The following is a 14,477-nucleotide window of genomic DNA, read 5'->3' on the forward strand; positions in this document are numbered from 1 at the left end:
CGCGGCGTTGCGGCGGGGGAGAAGACGAAAGCGGAAGAACGCACGGCCATCAGAACTTCATCACGTTCCACACGCGCGGTCCGTTGGCGCCCGTTTCCGACGAGCCCTGGCGGCCCGTGGCCTGGTCGGCCGGCAGCACCTCGTAGCCCGGAACGTTCGACTTGGGCTTGACGTTGATGCTCTGCGTGCGGCCACCGTAGCGAACCTCGTCGACCGAGGCGCCGCTGTCTTCGGTGTGCAGGTTCTCCACCTTCTGGTTGCGTCGGCCGTCGGGGTTGCCCTGCTCCTGATTTGGTAGCGGCTGGGCCGGGGTGGCCGAGGCGGATGCCGCAGCCGGCGCGGGCTGCTGCGCGTGCACGGCGGTCACCGCGGCAAGGGGGGCTATGAAAGCCAGCGCCAGCAGGATGCGGCGGGCGACCAGGAGTGTGGAGCTAGGCATCTTCTGATTGTAGGCGCGCCCCCGGTTTCGGCACGTCGGTTGCCACCTTGCGCCGTCGTGGTTCTGGATGCTGCTTCGCGCACGGCAAAATGCCCCGATGACCGACAAGAAAACGCTGCTGCTCGTCGATGGCTCGAGCTATCTCTATCGCGCCTTCCACGCCATGCCCGACCTGCGGGCCGTGCCCGGCGACCCCAAGAGCCCGGCGACCGGCGCCATCCGCGGAATGATCAACATGATGACCGCGCTGCGCCGCGAGGTGCGCGCCGACTACGCGGCCTGCATCTTCGACGCCCCCGGCAAGACCTTCCGCGACGACTGGTACCCCGAGTACAAGGCCAACCGCTCGCCGATGCCCGACGACCTGCGCAGCCAGATCGACCCCATCCACGAAGTGGTGAGGCTGCTCGGCTGGCCGGTGCTCACCGTGCCCGACGTGGAGGCCGACGACGTCATCGGCACGCTGGCCAAGATCGCCGCCGCGCAGGGCGTCGAAGTGATCGTGTCCAGCGGCGACAAGGACCTGAGCCAGCTGGTGGACGAACACATCACCATCATCGACACCATGAACGGCAAGCGGCGCGACGTGGCCGGCGTGACGGCCGAGTTCGGCGTGCCGCCTACGCTGATGGTCGACTACCAGACGCTGGTGGGCGACACGGTCGACAACGTGCCCGGCGTGCCCAAGGTCGGACCGAAGACGGCGGCCAAGTGGCTGCTCGAATACGGCTCGCTCGACGCCCTGGTCGAACGCGCCGCCGAGGTGAAGGGCGCCGCCGGCGAGAACCTGCGCCAGGCCCTCGACAAACTGCCGCTGAGCAGGCGCCTGGTCACCATTCGCACCGACTGCGATCTCGAAGGCCACGTCACCGGCCTGCCGTCGCTCGACGCGCTGCCCGTGAGCGCGCCGCAGACCGCCGAGCTGAAGCCCTTCTACGAGAAGTTCGGCTTCAAGAGCCTCGTGAAGGGGCTCGAGGCGCAAGAAGTGCCGCCCGAGCTCATCGAGGAAAACCTGAAGAAGAAGTCGGCCTCGAAGGGCAACAGCGACCAGAGCGGCCTGTTCGACGAACCTTCCGAGCTCGACGCGCTGGAAGCCGCCGCCCCCGCGAGCAACCTCAAGTACGACACCATCACCACCTGGGCGCAATTCGACGCCTGGCTCGCCAGGCTCGAAGCCGCCGAACTCGCCGCCGTCGACACCGAGACCACGTCGCTCGACGAAATGGTCGCGCAGATCGTCGGCGTGAGCTTCAGCGTCACGCCGGGCGAGGCGGCCTACATTCCGCTCGCGCACAACTACCCCGACGCGCCCGCGCAGCTGCCCATCGACGAGGTGCTGGCCCGGCTCAAGCCGTGGCTGGAAAACGGCGAGAAGAAAAAGCTCGGCCAGCACATCAAGTACGACCGCCACGTGTTCGCCAACCACGGCATCGAGGTGCAGGGCTACGCGCACGACACCATGCTGCAGAGCTACGTGCTCGAAGTGCACAAGCCGCACGGCCTGTCCAGCCTGGCCGAGCGCCACCTGGGCCGCAGCGGCATCTCGTACGAAGACCTGTGCGGCAAGGGCGTGCACCAGATCTCGTTCAGCCAGGTCGACATCGCCAAGGCAGCCGAATACTCGTGCGAGGACAGCGACCAGACGCTGGACGTGCACAACACGCTGTGGCCCCAGCTGGAGAAGGACGAGAAGCTGCTTTTCGTGTACCGGCTCGAGATGGATTCGAGCGAAGCGCTCTACCGCATCGAGCGCAACGGCGTGCTGATCGACGCACCCACGCTGGCCGCGCAAAGCCACGAACTCGGCACGCGCATCATGGCGCTGGAGCAGGAGGCCTACGACATCGCGGGCCAGCCCTTCAACCTGGGGTCGCCCAAGCAGATCGCCGAGATCTTCTTCACCAAGCTGGGCCTGCCGGTGGTCAAGAAAACGCCGAGCGGCGCGCCCAGCACCGACGAAGAGGTGCTCGAGAAGCTGGCCGAGGACTATCCGCTGCCCGCGAAGATCCTGGAGCATCGCGGCCTGTCGAAGCTCAAGGGCACCTACACCGACAAGCTCGGCCAGCTTGCCAACCCGCGCAGCGGGCGCGTGCACACGCACTACGCGCAGGCCGTGGCCGTCACCGGCCGCCTCAGCAGCAACGACCCCAACCTGCAGAACATCCCGATCCGCACGCCCGAAGGCCGCCGCGTGCGCGAGGCCTTCGTGGCGCCGGCGGGCAGCGTGATCGCCAGCGCCGACTACTCGCAGATCGAGCTGCGCATCATGGCGCACATCAGCGGCGACGCGTCGCTGCTGCGCGCCTTCACCGAAGGCATCGACGTGCACCGCGCCACAGCCGCCGAGGTGTTCGGCAGCACGCCCGAGCAGGTGTCCAGCGAGCAGCGCCGCTACGCCAAGGTCATCAACTTCGGCTTGATCTACGGCATGAGCAGCTTCGGCCTGGCGCGCAACCTGGGCATCGAGACCAAGGCCGCGGCCTCGTACATCGAGCGCTACTTCGCGCGCTACCCAGGCGTGAAGGCCTACATGGACGAGACCAAGGCGCTGGCCAAGGAGCAGGGCTATGTGGAAACGGTGTTCGGCCGTCGCCTGTACCTGCCCGAGATCAACTCGCCCAACGGCCCGCGCCGCGGCGGCGCCGAGCGCGCGGCCATCAACGCGCCCATGCAGGGCACCGCGGCCGACCTGATCAAGCTGAGCATGGTCAAGGTACAGAACGTGCTTGACGAAGAGAGGCGCGGCACCCGGATGATCATGCAGGTGCACGACGAACTGGTGTTCGAAGTGCCCGAGGCAGAGGTCGAATGGGTGCGCACCGAAATCCCCCGTCTCATGGCCGGCGTGGCCGCGCTGAAGGTGCCGCTGCTGGCCGAGATCGGTGTCGGTCCCAACTGGGACAAGGCGCACTGAAGAAGAGACAACGAAACACACACATGCCCATGAAACTTCCGCACCGCCAGTTCCTGCTCGCCGCCTCCTGTGCCGCTGTTTGCGCCGCCTTTGTGGGCAACGCCTTCGCCGCCCCCGACGCCCGCATCGCCGCGCTCGCCGCCAAGGAGAAGCCCGCGCTGCTCGACACGCTGAAGGAGCTGGTCTCCATCGAATCGGGCAGCCGCGACCTCGACGGGCTCGAGAAGATCTCCGACCTCATCGCCGCCAGGTTCAAGGCGCTGGGCGGGGAGGTCGAGCTGATCGACCCGAGCGCCGAGGCCTACCGCATGGAAGACACGCCCGAGAAAATCGGCCGCGTGGTGCGCGCCACCTTCAAGGGCACGGGCAAGAAGAAGATCTTGCTCATCGCACACATGGACACGGTCTACACCGTGGGCATGCTGAACAAGCAGCCGTTCCGCATCGAGGGCGACAAGGCCTACGGCCTGGGCATTGCCGACGACAAGCAGGGCATTGCCGTCATCACGCACATCGTGTCGATGCTGCAGGCCATGAAGTTCAAGGACTACGGCACGCTCACCGTGCTGATCAACGGCGACGAGGAAATCAGTTCGCCCGGCGCGCGTGCCCTCATCACGCGCATGGGCGCGGAGCACGACGCGGTCATGTCCTTCGAGGGCGCCTACGTGAAGGACGACAAGCTCTCGCTGGCCACCGCGGGCATCGCCTCGGTCACGCTGCACGTCGCAGGCAAGGCCTCACACGCGGGCTCCGCGCCCGAGCTGGGCGTGAACGCGCTGTACGAGCTGTCGCACCAGATCCTGCAGATGCGCGACCTGTCCGACCCGGCCACGGGCCTGAAGATGAACTGGACCATCTCCAAATCGGGCAGCAACCGCAACGTGATTCCGGCCAGCGCCACCGCCGGTGCCGACGTGCGCGTGCTCAAGGTCAGCGACTACGACCGCATCGAGCAGCAGGTGAACGAGCGCGTGAAGAAGCAGCTGATTCCCGAGGCCAAGGTCGAGCTCAAGTTCGAGCGCCGCCGTCCGCCGCTGGAAGCCACCGACGCCTCGCGCGCCATGGCCCGCCATGCGCAGCAGATCTACAAGGACGAACTCGGCCTGCCGCTGGGCGCCGACGACAAGGCCGCCGGCGGCGGCACCGACGCGGCCTTCGCGGCGCTGAAGACCAAGGCGCCCGTCATCGAGCGCTTCGGCCTGCAGGGCTTCGGCGCGCACTCGGCCGATGCCGAATACGTGCTGGTCGATTCCATCGAGCCGCGCCTGTATTTGGGCACGCGCCTGATCATGGACATTGCGCAAGGCAAGACCGGCCACTGACCGACTGCACACGATGCGCCTGCGCCACATCGAGGTCTTCAACGCGATCATGCTCACGGGCAGCGTGAGCGCGGCGGCGCGGCTCATCAACATCACGCAGCCGGCTGTGAGCCGCACGCTGCAGCACGCCGAGCTGCAGCTGGGCTTTCCGCTGTTCCAGCGCGCCAAGGGCCGGCTCACGCCGACCACCGAGGCGCTCACGCTGTACCCGCACATCGAGCGGCTGTTCGCGCAGCTCGACGAGGTGCAGCGGCTCGCGGCCAACCTGCGCACCGCGGGCGACACCGGCGAGCTGCGCATCCTCAGCGTGCTGGCGCTGAGCTACGACATCCTGCCGCGCGCGCTGAAGGCCTTTCGCGAGAAGCATCCGGGCTACAAGATCACGGTCGAGTCGCTGCACTCGCCGCAGATCATGTCGGCGCTGCTGCTGCAGGAGGCCGACGTGGGTTTCGCGTTCAGCCCGGCCGTGCATCCCTCGCTCACGCAGGAGACGCTGGCCGACAGCCGCATGGTGTGCATCGCGCCCAAGGGCCTGCTGCCGCGCGCGCTGGTGCGCAACGGCTCGGTCGCCCTGCACGACCTGATCAACCGGCCGGTGATCGGCCTGGACAGCCGCGACCCCGTGGGCACCAGCCTGAGCCAGGCCTGCCGGCAGGCGGGCGTGGGTTTCCAGCAGGCGGTGGTGACGGTGCAGACCTACCACGCCGCGCTGGCCATGGCGCACCACGGCATCGGCGTGGCGCTGGTCGACGGCTGCACGGCGCGCTCGGCGGACCACGAGAAGGTCGACGTGCTCACGCTGGAGCCGCACATTCCGGTGCCGATCCGCGCGCTGCGCTTTGCCGCCAAGCCCGATTCGGTGGCGGTGCGCGGCATCACGCGGTGCATGCGCGAAGCGATAGAACAAAGCTAACCCCCAGGCTTGCCCACTTCGTGTGGCCTCCAACCCCCTTGCAGGGGGCAATACCAGCGGCCCGGCAAAGCCGGTTCCGCGGTATTTCTGGAATGAAGCCGGATACCTTCCATGCCGTTCGTTGGAGCGCGCCATAATTCGCGGCCATGCACTTCCCACGAACCCTCCGCCTGTTGCACCGTCTGGTGCTGGCGTGGTTCATGGCCTCGGTGCTCGTCGCGGGTGCATCGCCCCTTGTGAGCCCGCAGTCGATGGAACTGGTGTGTTCCGCCAGCGGTTCCATCAAGGTCATCGTGCAGGGCGACGATGGTCCGACCGAGATGGGCGTTGCCGCGATGGACTGCCCGTTGTGCATGCTCTCGGGACCGCCGCCCTCGGCAGCGCAGGTGACGCTGCCCACACCACTGCCGCTGGGCCGTGCGCTTCAATCGATTCCCGCTGCCCGCATCGCGGCAGCCACGGCCTCGCCGCTGCCGGCGCGCGGGCCACCCACGCTTTCCTGAACCCCGTTCTTCTTCCACCTCACGTGGCCTGAAACGGCTGCGCGGTGGGTTTTCGGTCGTTCCGCGGCTGGCGCTGCCTATTCCTTTTCGCACGCGCCGCTGCAAGAGAGATTCCATGCCCCGTATTCCTTCTGCCCCCACACTGGGGCTCTTCGCCTTGTTCGGCGCCGCCTGCGCGCCTGCTCACGCCCAACAGGCGGTTGCGCACTCGTTGCCGCAGATCGAAGTGGCCGACGACGCGCCCAGCGCCAACGGCCGGCTCGACCTCGACACCCCTTCGGACACCGCCAGCCGGCTGGGCCTCACGCCGCGCGAGACGCCGGCATCCGTCACGGTGGTGAATCGCTCGGTGATCGACGCGCGCGGTGCACAGAACACGCAAGAAATCTTGCGTGCCATTCCGGGCGTGACCGCGCACGATGCACCGGGCAACATCGGCGTGAGCTACCGGGGTTTCGGCAGTGGCTCGATCAGCCAGCTCTTCAATGGCATCAATGTGCAATACGCGATTGCGGCGCGGCCGGTGGACAGTTGGATCTACGATCGCGTCGAGGCCATCGGCGGGCCGTCGAGTTTCCTGTTCGGCTCGGGCGCGCTGGGCGGCTCGATCAACTACATCACCAAGACGGCCGAGCGCAGCGACTTCGCGGAAGCGCAACTGCGGCTGGGCACGCAGAACCTGAAGGAAGCCTCGTTCGGACTGAACCGTCGCATCGCGGGCGATGGCGGCGCGGGCAGCCACTACGTGCGCATCGACGTGAACCACCGCGATGCCAACGGCTGGACCGACGGTACGAAGAACAAGTCGACGCAACTGGCTGCCTCGCTGCTCTCGGACCTGGGCGGCGGGCTGAAGCACACACTGGCCTACGAATACCAGGACGAAAACGTCGACCGCCCTTATTGGGGCACGCCCGTGCTCAACCCGGTGGCCGGCACGATGCGCATCGATCGCGGCATCCGCTTCAAGAATTACAACAGCAGCGATGGCCTCTACGCGCAGCGCGTGCAATGGCTGCGCTCGGTCACCGAATGGCAGGTGAGCGATGCGCTGCAGTTCAAGAACACCTTCTATGCCTACGACGCGCTGCGCGACTACCGCAATGTCGAGAGCTATCGCTACAACCCGGCCAACACGGCGGTCGTCCGCTCCAGCGCCTTGCTGCAGCGCCACGACCAGGACGTGTGGGGCAACCGCGTCGAGGGCATCTACAAGGGGCGGCTTGCCGGCCTGAAGAGCGACTGGTCTTTCGGCCTGGACTACAGCGTGAACCGGCAGACGCGCTTTCCCAACAGCCTCTCGGGCACGGTGAGCACCGTCAATCCTTATGTGTTTGCCACGGAGCAGTTCTTCGCGGTGCCGGGCATGACGCCGGGCTTTCGACCCGACAGGAACAACAAGGTCACGACCGCCGCGCTCTATCTTGAAAACCGCACGGCGCTGATGCCGTCGCTGCACCTCGTGTCGGCGCTGCGTCACGAGCGCATCGACCTCGATCTCGTCAACCGGCGCACGGTGGATGCGTCGAACCCCGCCACCTTCTATCGCGGCTACAAGCCGACGACGGGCCGCATCGGCCTGGTGTGGGACTTCGCGCCCGGCGCCAACCTGTATGCGCAGTACGCAACGGCGGCCGACCCGCCTTCGGGCGTGCTCTCCACCGCCTCGTTCGCCGATGTGCGCAACAACAGCGAGCTGACCACCGGCCGGCAGGTGGAGGTCGGCAGCAAGCTCGACTTCTGGCAGGGCAAGGGCACGGCCACGTTGGCGGCCTACAGCATCCGCCGCAAGAACATCGCGACGCAAGACCCGAACAACAGCGCGCTCACCGTGCTGGTGGGGGAGCAGTCGTCGAAAGGCGTGGAACTGGCGCTCGGGTTGCAGCCCACGCCGCAGTGGTCGCTGCAGGGCAACCTCACGTACGTGGATGCGCGCTACGAGCGATTCACGCAGGCGGGCGTGTCGCTCGCCGGCCGCACGCCGACCAACACGCCGGCCGTGGTGGCCAACCTCTGGATGTCGTATGCGTTCACGCCGCGCCTGCAGGCCACCGTGGGCGTGCGCCATGTGGGCAAGGTGTATGCCGACGCGGCCAACACCATCGACTGGCCGGGCTACACGCTGCTCGACCTGGGGCTGAGCTGGAAGGTGAACCGCTCCGTCACGGTGGTGGGCCGCATCCGCAATGCCACCGACCGCGTCTACGCGGCGAATGTCGGCAGCACCTTCGCCTATCTCGGCGCGCCGCGCACGGCCGATGTGTCGCTGCGCGTGACCTTCTAGCCCGGGGAGATGTGCCGTGCATGCCAAACGCTGGTTGTTCCTGACCCATCGCTGGCTGGGCGTGGTCGTCTGCGCCTTCTTCGCGATGTGGTTCGTCTCGGGTGTGGTGATGATGTACGTGGGCTACCCCAAGCTCACCGAGGCCGAGCGGCTGCAGCACCTGCCACGGCTCGACGTTTCGGCACCGCTTCTGGCGCCGTGGCAGGCGCTCGATGCGGCCGGCATCTCAGGGCCGCTGCAGGAATTGCGGCTGGCTGCCGCCAGCGGCGGGCACGCGGTGTACCTTGCGACGCCGCTGCGTGAAGCCCCGCCCGGCAAGCGACGGCCGTCGCCGGGCAGCGGCGTGATCGTTGTCGATGCCGTGACAGGCACCGTGCTGAGCGAGGTCGATCGCGCCCGCGTGCTCGCCAGCGCGCAGGCCTACGCCGGCGCCGGCGTGCCGCTCGACTACCGAGGCACGATCGGCGAAGACGCCTTCACCCATTCGCGCGGGCTCGATGCGCACCGTCCGCTGCATGTGGTCGAGCTGGCGGATGCCGACGCCACCCGGCTCTACGTGTCGGGCAAGACCGGCGAGGTGGTGCGCGATGCACCGCGCGCCGAGCGGCTCTGGAACTATGCCGGGGCCTGGATTCACTGGTTGTACCCGCTGCGCGGCACCGGGCTCGACCGCTACTGGGCGGACATTGTCAATTGGCTCTCGATCATCGGCATCGCCGTTGCGCTGACCGGCACCGTGGTGGGCGTGAGTCGCTGGCGCTTCGGGCGCACCTACAAGAGCGGCTCGCGTTCGCCGTACCAGGGTTTCATGATGCGCTGGCATCACATCACCGGACTGCTGTTCGCACTGGTCACGCTGACGTGGATCTTCAGCGGCCTGATGTCGATGAACCCATGGCGCGTATTCGACAGCGGCGCGTCGGCCCTGCGCATCGAGGCGATGAATGGCGGGCCGCTCACCGTCTGCGCGCAAGACGCGGCGCCCGCGACCTTGCTGGCCGCCACCGGCAGTGACGTGCGCGAGCTGCGCTGGGTGCGCGCGGCAGGACAGACGCTGGTGCTTGGCAGCACAGCCAGCGGCCGTCCGATGGTGCGTGATGCCGTCAGCGCGCAGCAGTACCAGTTCGACCCCGACGCATTGCGAACGGCCGTCGCGCGCCTGCTGCCCGACGCGGTGCAGCGCATCGACGTGCTGACCGCCCACGACAGCCACTACTACACGCGCGAGTCGCACACCATGACCGGCGGCACCGACAAGCCCCTGCCCATCTGGCGCGTGGTGTTCGGCGATGCCCAAGCGACCTGGGTGCACATCGATCCGCAGACCGGCGCCGTGCTCGGGCGCTCCGACAGCAGGCGGCGCCTGAGCCGCTGGCTGTTCGCGATGCTGCATAGCTGGGATTGGCTGCCGCTGCTGAATCACCGCCCGCTGTGGGACGTGCTGCTCGTCGCCACAAGCCTCGGCGGCGCGGCGCTGAGCCTCACCGGCATGGTGATCGGCTGGCGGCGCCTCGGCCGCAAGCTCAGGACGTCGATGTGGAAGGCGCCAGCGCCAGTGCGATCTGCCTCGCCGAGCCGAAGGCCAGCGTGAAGCCCAGCGCGCCATGCCCCGTGTTGAACAGCATGTTCGACGGCGCGCTCGGCAGCCGCCCGATGATCGGCAGGCCCTTCGGCGTGGCCGGCCGCATGCCCGTCCAGGGATGCAGTTCCTCGAGGTGGCTCGCCTGCGGGAACACCGCACGCGTCGCGGCCGCCAGCGTCTCGATGCGCGCGGCCGGAATGCGCACGTCATGCCCCACCAGCTCCGCCATGCCCGCCACCCGCAGGCGCGAGCCGATGCGTGCGAACACCACCTTGCGCGCGCTGTCCGTCACGTTCACGCGCGGTGCGGCGCCCGGCGCCGGGTCGACCTCCACCGTGATGCTGTAGCCCTTGAGCGGGTACACGGGCAGGTAGGCGCCCAGCGCGCGCCCGAGCTTGTGCGAGGCCGACCCCAGCGCCATGACGAAGGCGTCGGCCTTCACGTCGCTCTCCATGCCGCCCTTGCCGGTGCGCACCGCCGCGATGCGGTTCCCGCTGCGCGCGAAGCCGTGCACGTCGGTGCCCAGCATGAAGCGCACGCCGCGCGCGCTCAGGGCCTGCATCAGCTCGGTGCACACCTTGAGGCAATCGGCCGCGCATTCGCTGGGCGTGTACACCGCGCCGGCCATCTGCGCGCCGTAGCTCGCCAGCGCGGGCTCGATGGCGATGCATTCGTCCGGCGTCACCAGCCGCTGCGCGCTGCCCATGGCGCGCTGCAGGTCGAGCTGCGCGCGCGCCCCTTCGAGCGAAGCCGCGCTGGCATACAGCACCAGCTTGCCGGTGGCGGAGAAGTCGCAGTCGGGCGCGATGTCGGCGCGCATCGCCTCGAATTCCGTGCGGCTCGATGCGGCCAGCATGAGCAATTGGGCCGTGGTGTCGCGCGAAGTCCCGGCGTTGCATGCCGCGAGAAACGCCATGCCCCAGCGCCACTGCAGCGGATCGAGCTGCGGGCGCAGCTTGAGCGGCGAGGTGGGCGAGAGCAGCAGCCTGGGCAGCTGCTTCCAGATGGACGGGTCGGCCAGCGGCTGCACGTACGAATAACTGAGCTGCGCGCCGTTGCCGCCGCTGGCGCCCGCGCCGGGCGTGGCGCGGTCGATCACGGTGACCTGATGGCCCTGGCGTTCGAGCTGCCAGGCGGTGGCCAGGCCCACGATGCCGGCACCGAGCACACACACATGCATGGAGCGACTTTCCGGAGTTTGAGACGACAGCCGTGACTGTAGGTTCGCGCCGCGCCGCGCGGAAATGCCAAAAGAACGCCAGCCCATGACTTTTGGGTATGGGCCGGGCTTCAATTGGAATTGTCGCTTTGCGGTGTGCCTCCCTACACTGGCCCGGTGCTCGATCCGACCGTGCCGTCGACCTGGGCAAAGCCGCTTCCGCGGTATTCCTGAAACAGAAAGAACGATGGCTCCGACAAACGTAGTGGGTATCTTGGGCGGCATGGGCCCCGCGGCGGGCGCCGACTTCGTCCGGCTCTTCGTGCAGGCCTGCGCGCAGCAGATGCGCGCGCGCGGCGAGCCGGTGCGCGACCAGTCCTTTCCAGAGCACTGGCTGGCGCAGGTGCCCGTGCCCGACCGGACCGACGCGCTGGCCTCCACCGCGCAGGGCGCGCACCAGCCGCTGGAGCCGATGCTGCAGGCGCTGGGCCGCCTGGCCGCGCTGGGCAGCCGGGCGGTGGCCATTGCGTGCAACACCGCGCATGCCTGGCACGCCAGCCTGCAGGAGCGCTTTCCGCAGGTCGAACTGCTGCACATGGCGCGCGAAACCGCGCGCCAACTGGCCGGGCAGGGCGCGGGCGACGTGGCGCTGATGGCCACCGAAGGCACCTACCGCGTGCGTCTCTACGAGCAGGCGCTCGCCGAGGCCGGGCTGGGCTGCCACATTCCGTCGGCCGACGAGCGCCGCATCATCACGCGCGGCATCTTCGAAGGCGTGAAGGCCGGCAACATGCCGCTGGCCGCGCAGTGCTTTTCCGACGTGGCGCTGCGGCTGGCCGAACGCCATGGGCCCGTGACGATCATCATGGGCTGCACCGAGGTGCCGCTGGGCCTGCAGGGCTCGGCCGCCGTGGCCGGGCTCGACCTGGTCGATCCGGCGCAGGTGCTGGCGGCCGCGCTGGCACGCCGCGCGTACGGCTCCCGGGGTTGACGCCGACCCCACCGAATTTCGGGACATCGAGCCGCCGGCGAATTTGGCCTACATTGCGGCGTGCGTTTTTCAGCGCCACGCCCCTCGTGTCTTTTTCGCCGATCCAAATGGAGCCTCTTCAATGTCCCTCGACGACCGCCGTTCCGACTTCGATTCGCTTCGCCCCGGCGAGAGCACCGCGCAGGGCGCCACGCGCCGCACCGCGCTGAAGGCCGCCATCGGCGTGGGCTATGCCGCCGCCGTCATGCCGGTGGTGGCGCAGACCGCCGTCGCCACCTCGGCAGAGGGCCTGAAGGCAGGCCCCATCAAGTACACCGTCAATGGCTTCGAGGTGCCCGCGTATGCGGCGGCGCCCGCCGGCAAGACCGGCCTGCCCGTCGTCCTGGTGGTCCAGGAAATCTTCGGCGTGCACGAGTACATCGCCGACACCTGCCGCCGCTTCGCCCAACTCGGCTACCTGGCCATCGCCCCCGAGCTGTACGCGCGACAGGGCGACCCGCGCGGCTACACCGACATCCCGAAGCTGCAGGCCGACATCGTCAGCAAGGTGCCCGACGCGCAGGTGCTGGCCGACCTGGACGGCGCGCTGGCCTATGCCAAGGCCAACGGCGGCGACATCGGCAAGGCCGGCATCACCGGTTTCTGCTGGGGCGGGCGCATCACCTGGCTCTATGCGGCCACCGGCAAGGTCAAGGCCGGCGTGGCCTGGTATGGCCGGCTGGTCGGCCAGGCCAGCGAACTGACGCCGAAACACCCGATCGACGTGGCCGCCGGCCTGCAGGCGCCGGTGCTCGGTTTGTACGGCGGAAAAGACCAGGGCATCCCCCTTGACACGGTTGATAAGATGAAAGCTGCTCTGGCCAATGGGACTCCGGCGGCCAAGGCATCGAGCTTCGTCGTGTACCCCGAAGCAGGCCACGCGTTCCATGCCGACTACCGCCCCAGCTACATCAAGAGCGCGGCGGACGACGGCTGGCAACGCGCCACGGCCTGGTTCAAAGCCAATGGCGTCGCCTGAACCCGGCGCCCTGTAGCCACCCCCGCCGAAGGCCGTCGAATGACGGCCTTTTCTCTTTTTATGAACGGATCACGGTCACATCGGCCGTCCCTCTTGCGCAAGCAGCTATGAATTTGATAGTCATCATCGCGGCGACCCTGGTCTCCGGCATCGGCAGCGTCTGGCTCGCGGCCCTCTTGTTGAAGGTGGGCGTGCGCAACGGCTCCGGCGGCGTGAACCCGCAGCACCTGCTCAGCCTGGCGGCCGGCGCGCTGCTGGCCACCGCCTTCATGCACCTGTTGCCCGAGGCCTTCGAAAGCCGCATCGAACCCGCTCTGCTGTTCGGGGTGCTGCTGTTCGGGCTGGTGTTCTTCTTTTTGCTCGACAAGGCCGAGCTGTGGCACCACGGGCATGAGCACCACCACGGCGACGACAAGAGCGGGAACGAAGGGCACGGCCATGACCACCACGCCGGCCAAGCGCATTCCCACGCGCCCGACCAGGGCCCCCGCACCGGCGGCTGGGCCGTGCTCACCGGCGACAGCGTGCACTGCTTCGGCGACGGCATCCTGATCGCCTCGGCCTTCACCGCCGACATGCGCCTGGGCCTGGTGGCCGCGCTCGCGGTGCTGGCGCACGAAATACCGCACCACATCGGCGACCTCGTCGTGCTGCGCCAGAGCTCGACCGACCAGCGCGCCGCGCTCGTGAAGGTGTCGCTCGCCGGCACCATGACCGCGCTGGGCGGTATCGTGGGCTGGTGGCTGGTCGACCAGCTGCACAGCTGGCTGCCTTACTTCCTGGTGCTGGCCGGCAGCAGCTTCGTGTACGTGGCGCTGGCCGACCTGATTCCGCAGCTGCAAAAGCGCCTGCCGGCGCGCCAGACCGCCGCGCAGATCCTGTGGCTGGTCGCGGGCATCGTGCTCGTCACGGCAGTGAGCCGCCTTGCGCACGGCGAGCACGGGCACGAACATGGCCACGACGACCCGGGCCACGGCGAGCACGGCCACGTGCACAAGGACTGACACGCGAAAACCCGCCCCGAGGCGGGAAACTTTCCGACACCGACGCTGCGTGCCGGATGAGCCGCAACCGCTGAAACAGGCGCACCATTGGGGGCCTGTCAGCCATCAGCCGAGGAACCGATCATGAACAACATCGACGCCACCGCGCGCGCCGCCGCATCGTCCGAGGACGACGAAGAAGACAACACGCCCGTCGATGATTTCGAAGAGCCCGAGGACGAGGGCTCCGACGACCTGTCGGAGGAAACCGGCATCGACCTGACGGATGCGAGCGAGCTCGATGCCGACAACGTGCCGGCCGACGAAGAGTTCGACCGCGTCATCAACGCCCCGGATTGATTCCGC

12 protein-coding genes are annotated in these 14,477 nt (G+C 68.2%); 10 read left to right on the forward strand and 2 right to left on the reverse strand.

Annotated elements, in window-relative coordinates:
* Nucleotides 1–49: 49 nt before the first annotated feature.
* Nucleotides 50–439 (reverse strand): hypothetical protein, encoded by a 390-nt coding sequence (locus ACSFA5_RS07050; RefSeq protein ID WP_435443317.1) that lies wholly within the window; start codon nt 437–439, stop codon nt 50–52.
* Between the two features lie 97 nt (nt 440–536).
* On the opposite strand from ACSFA5_RS07050, the gene polA reads away from it, so the two are divergent.
* From polA to ACSFA5_RS07080, 6 genes are all read left to right on the forward strand, one after another.
* Entirely contained in the window at nt 537–3,353 is a 2,817-nt protein-coding gene (polA, locus tag ACSFA5_RS07055) for a DNA polymerase I (RefSeq protein ID WP_435443318.1), read from the forward strand.
* 29 nt (nt 3,354–3,382) lie between these two features.
* Complete coding sequence (locus ACSFA5_RS07060) at nt 3,383–4,678, forward strand: M20/M25/M40 family metallo-hydrolase (protein ID WP_435444072.1); 1,296 nt, start codon at nt 3,383–3,385, stop codon at nt 4,676–4,678.
* 13 nt (nt 4,679–4,691) lie between these two features.
* Nucleotides 4,692–5,591, forward strand: a complete 900-nt coding sequence (locus tag ACSFA5_RS07065; protein WP_435443319.1) for a LysR family transcriptional regulator — start codon at nt 4,692–4,694, stop codon at nt 5,589–5,591.
* A 146-nt stretch (nt 5,592–5,737) separates the two neighbouring features.
* A complete protein-coding gene (locus tag ACSFA5_RS07070; RefSeq protein ID WP_435443320.1) occupies nt 5,738–6,094 on the forward strand; it encodes a DUF2946 family protein in 357 nt (118 codons plus the stop codon).
* A gap of 115 nt (nt 6,095–6,209) precedes the next feature.
* A complete protein-coding gene (locus ACSFA5_RS07075; RefSeq protein WP_435443321.1) occupies nt 6,210–8,378 on the forward strand; it encodes a TonB-dependent receptor in 2,169 nt (722 codons plus the stop codon).
* A 16-nt stretch (nt 8,379–8,394) separates the two neighbouring features.
* Nucleotides 8,395–9,969 (forward strand): PepSY domain-containing protein, encoded by a 1,575-nt coding sequence (locus ACSFA5_RS07080; RefSeq protein ID WP_435443322.1) that lies wholly within the window; start codon nt 8,395–8,397, stop codon nt 9,967–9,969.
* On the opposite strand, the gene ACSFA5_RS07085 is transcribed toward ACSFA5_RS07080, so the two are convergent.
* Nucleotides 9,902–11,140 carry a D-amino acid dehydrogenase gene (locus tag ACSFA5_RS07085; protein WP_435443323.1) on the reverse strand — a complete coding sequence of 413 codons (1,239 nt, stop codon included), beginning with the start codon at nt 11,138–11,140 and terminating at the stop codon, nt 9,902–9,904. The two genes, ACSFA5_RS07080 and ACSFA5_RS07085, sit on opposite strands and share 68 nt — an antisense overlap.
* A gap of 226 nt (nt 11,141–11,366) precedes the next feature.
* On the opposite strand from ACSFA5_RS07085, the gene ACSFA5_RS07090 reads away from it, so the two are divergent.
* From ACSFA5_RS07090 to ACSFA5_RS07105, 4 genes are all read left to right on the forward strand, one after another.
* Nucleotides 11,367–12,110: an aspartate/glutamate racemase family protein gene (locus ACSFA5_RS07090; protein ID WP_435443324.1), complete on the forward strand. Its 744-nt coding sequence runs from the start codon at nt 11,367–11,369 to the stop codon at nt 12,108–12,110.
* A 121-nt stretch (nt 12,111–12,231) separates the two neighbouring features.
* Nucleotides 12,232–13,128: a dienelactone hydrolase family protein gene (locus ACSFA5_RS07095; protein ID WP_435443325.1), complete on the forward strand. Its 897-nt coding sequence runs from the start codon at nt 12,232–12,234 to the stop codon at nt 13,126–13,128.
* Nucleotides 13,129–13,235: 107 nt separating this feature from the next.
* Nucleotides 13,236–14,132 carry a ZIP family metal transporter gene (locus ACSFA5_RS07100; protein ID WP_435443326.1) on the forward strand — a complete coding sequence of 299 codons (897 nt, stop codon included), beginning with the start codon at nt 13,236–13,238 and terminating at the stop codon, nt 14,130–14,132.
* 123 nt (nt 14,133–14,255) lie between these two features.
* Nucleotides 14,256–14,471, forward strand: a complete 216-nt coding sequence (locus tag ACSFA5_RS07105) for a hypothetical protein (RefSeq protein ID WP_435443327.1) — start codon at nt 14,256–14,258, stop codon at nt 14,469–14,471.
* Nucleotides 14,472–14,477: the final 6 nt, after the last annotated feature.

It is taken from the genome of Variovorax monticola (assembly GCF_051216855.1).
Classification (GTDB): domain Bacteria; phylum Pseudomonadota; class Gammaproteobacteria; order Burkholderiales; family Burkholderiaceae_C; genus Variovorax.

Coding starts and splice junctions, on each gene's coding strand:
- ACSFA5_RS07050 (WP_435443317.1), bottom strand. CDS start 439: ATGCCTAGCTCCACACTCCTGGTCGCCCGCCGCATCCTGCTGGCGCTG.
- polA (WP_435443318.1), top strand. CDS start 537: ATGACCGACAAGAAAACGCTGCTGCTCGTCGATGGCTCGAGCTATCTC.
- ACSFA5_RS07060 (WP_435444072.1), top strand. CDS start 3,383: ATGAAACTTCCGCACCGCCAGTTCCTGCTCGCCGCCTCCTGTGCCGCT.
- ACSFA5_RS07065 (WP_435443319.1), top strand. CDS start 4,692: ATGCGCCTGCGCCACATCGAGGTCTTCAACGCGATCATGCTCACGGGC.
- ACSFA5_RS07070 (WP_435443320.1), top strand. CDS start 5,738: ATGCACTTCCCACGAACCCTCCGCCTGTTGCACCGTCTGGTGCTGGCG.
- ACSFA5_RS07075 (WP_435443321.1), top strand. CDS start 6,210: ATGCCCCGTATTCCTTCTGCCCCCACACTGGGGCTCTTCGCCTTGTTC.
- ACSFA5_RS07085 (WP_435443323.1), bottom strand. CDS start 11,140: ATGCATGTGTGTGTGCTCGGTGCCGGCATCGTGGGCCTGGCCACCGCC.
- ACSFA5_RS07090 (WP_435443324.1), top strand. CDS start 11,367: ATGGCTCCGACAAACGTAGTGGGTATCTTGGGCGGCATGGGCCCCGCG.
- ACSFA5_RS07095 (WP_435443325.1), top strand. CDS start 12,232: ATGTCCCTCGACGACCGCCGTTCCGACTTCGATTCGCTTCGCCCCGGC.
- ACSFA5_RS07100 (WP_435443326.1), top strand. CDS start 13,236: ATGAATTTGATAGTCATCATCGCGGCGACCCTGGTCTCCGGCATCGGC.
- ACSFA5_RS07105 (WP_435443327.1), top strand. CDS start 14,256: ATGAACAACATCGACGCCACCGCGCGCGCCGCCGCATCGTCCGAGGAC.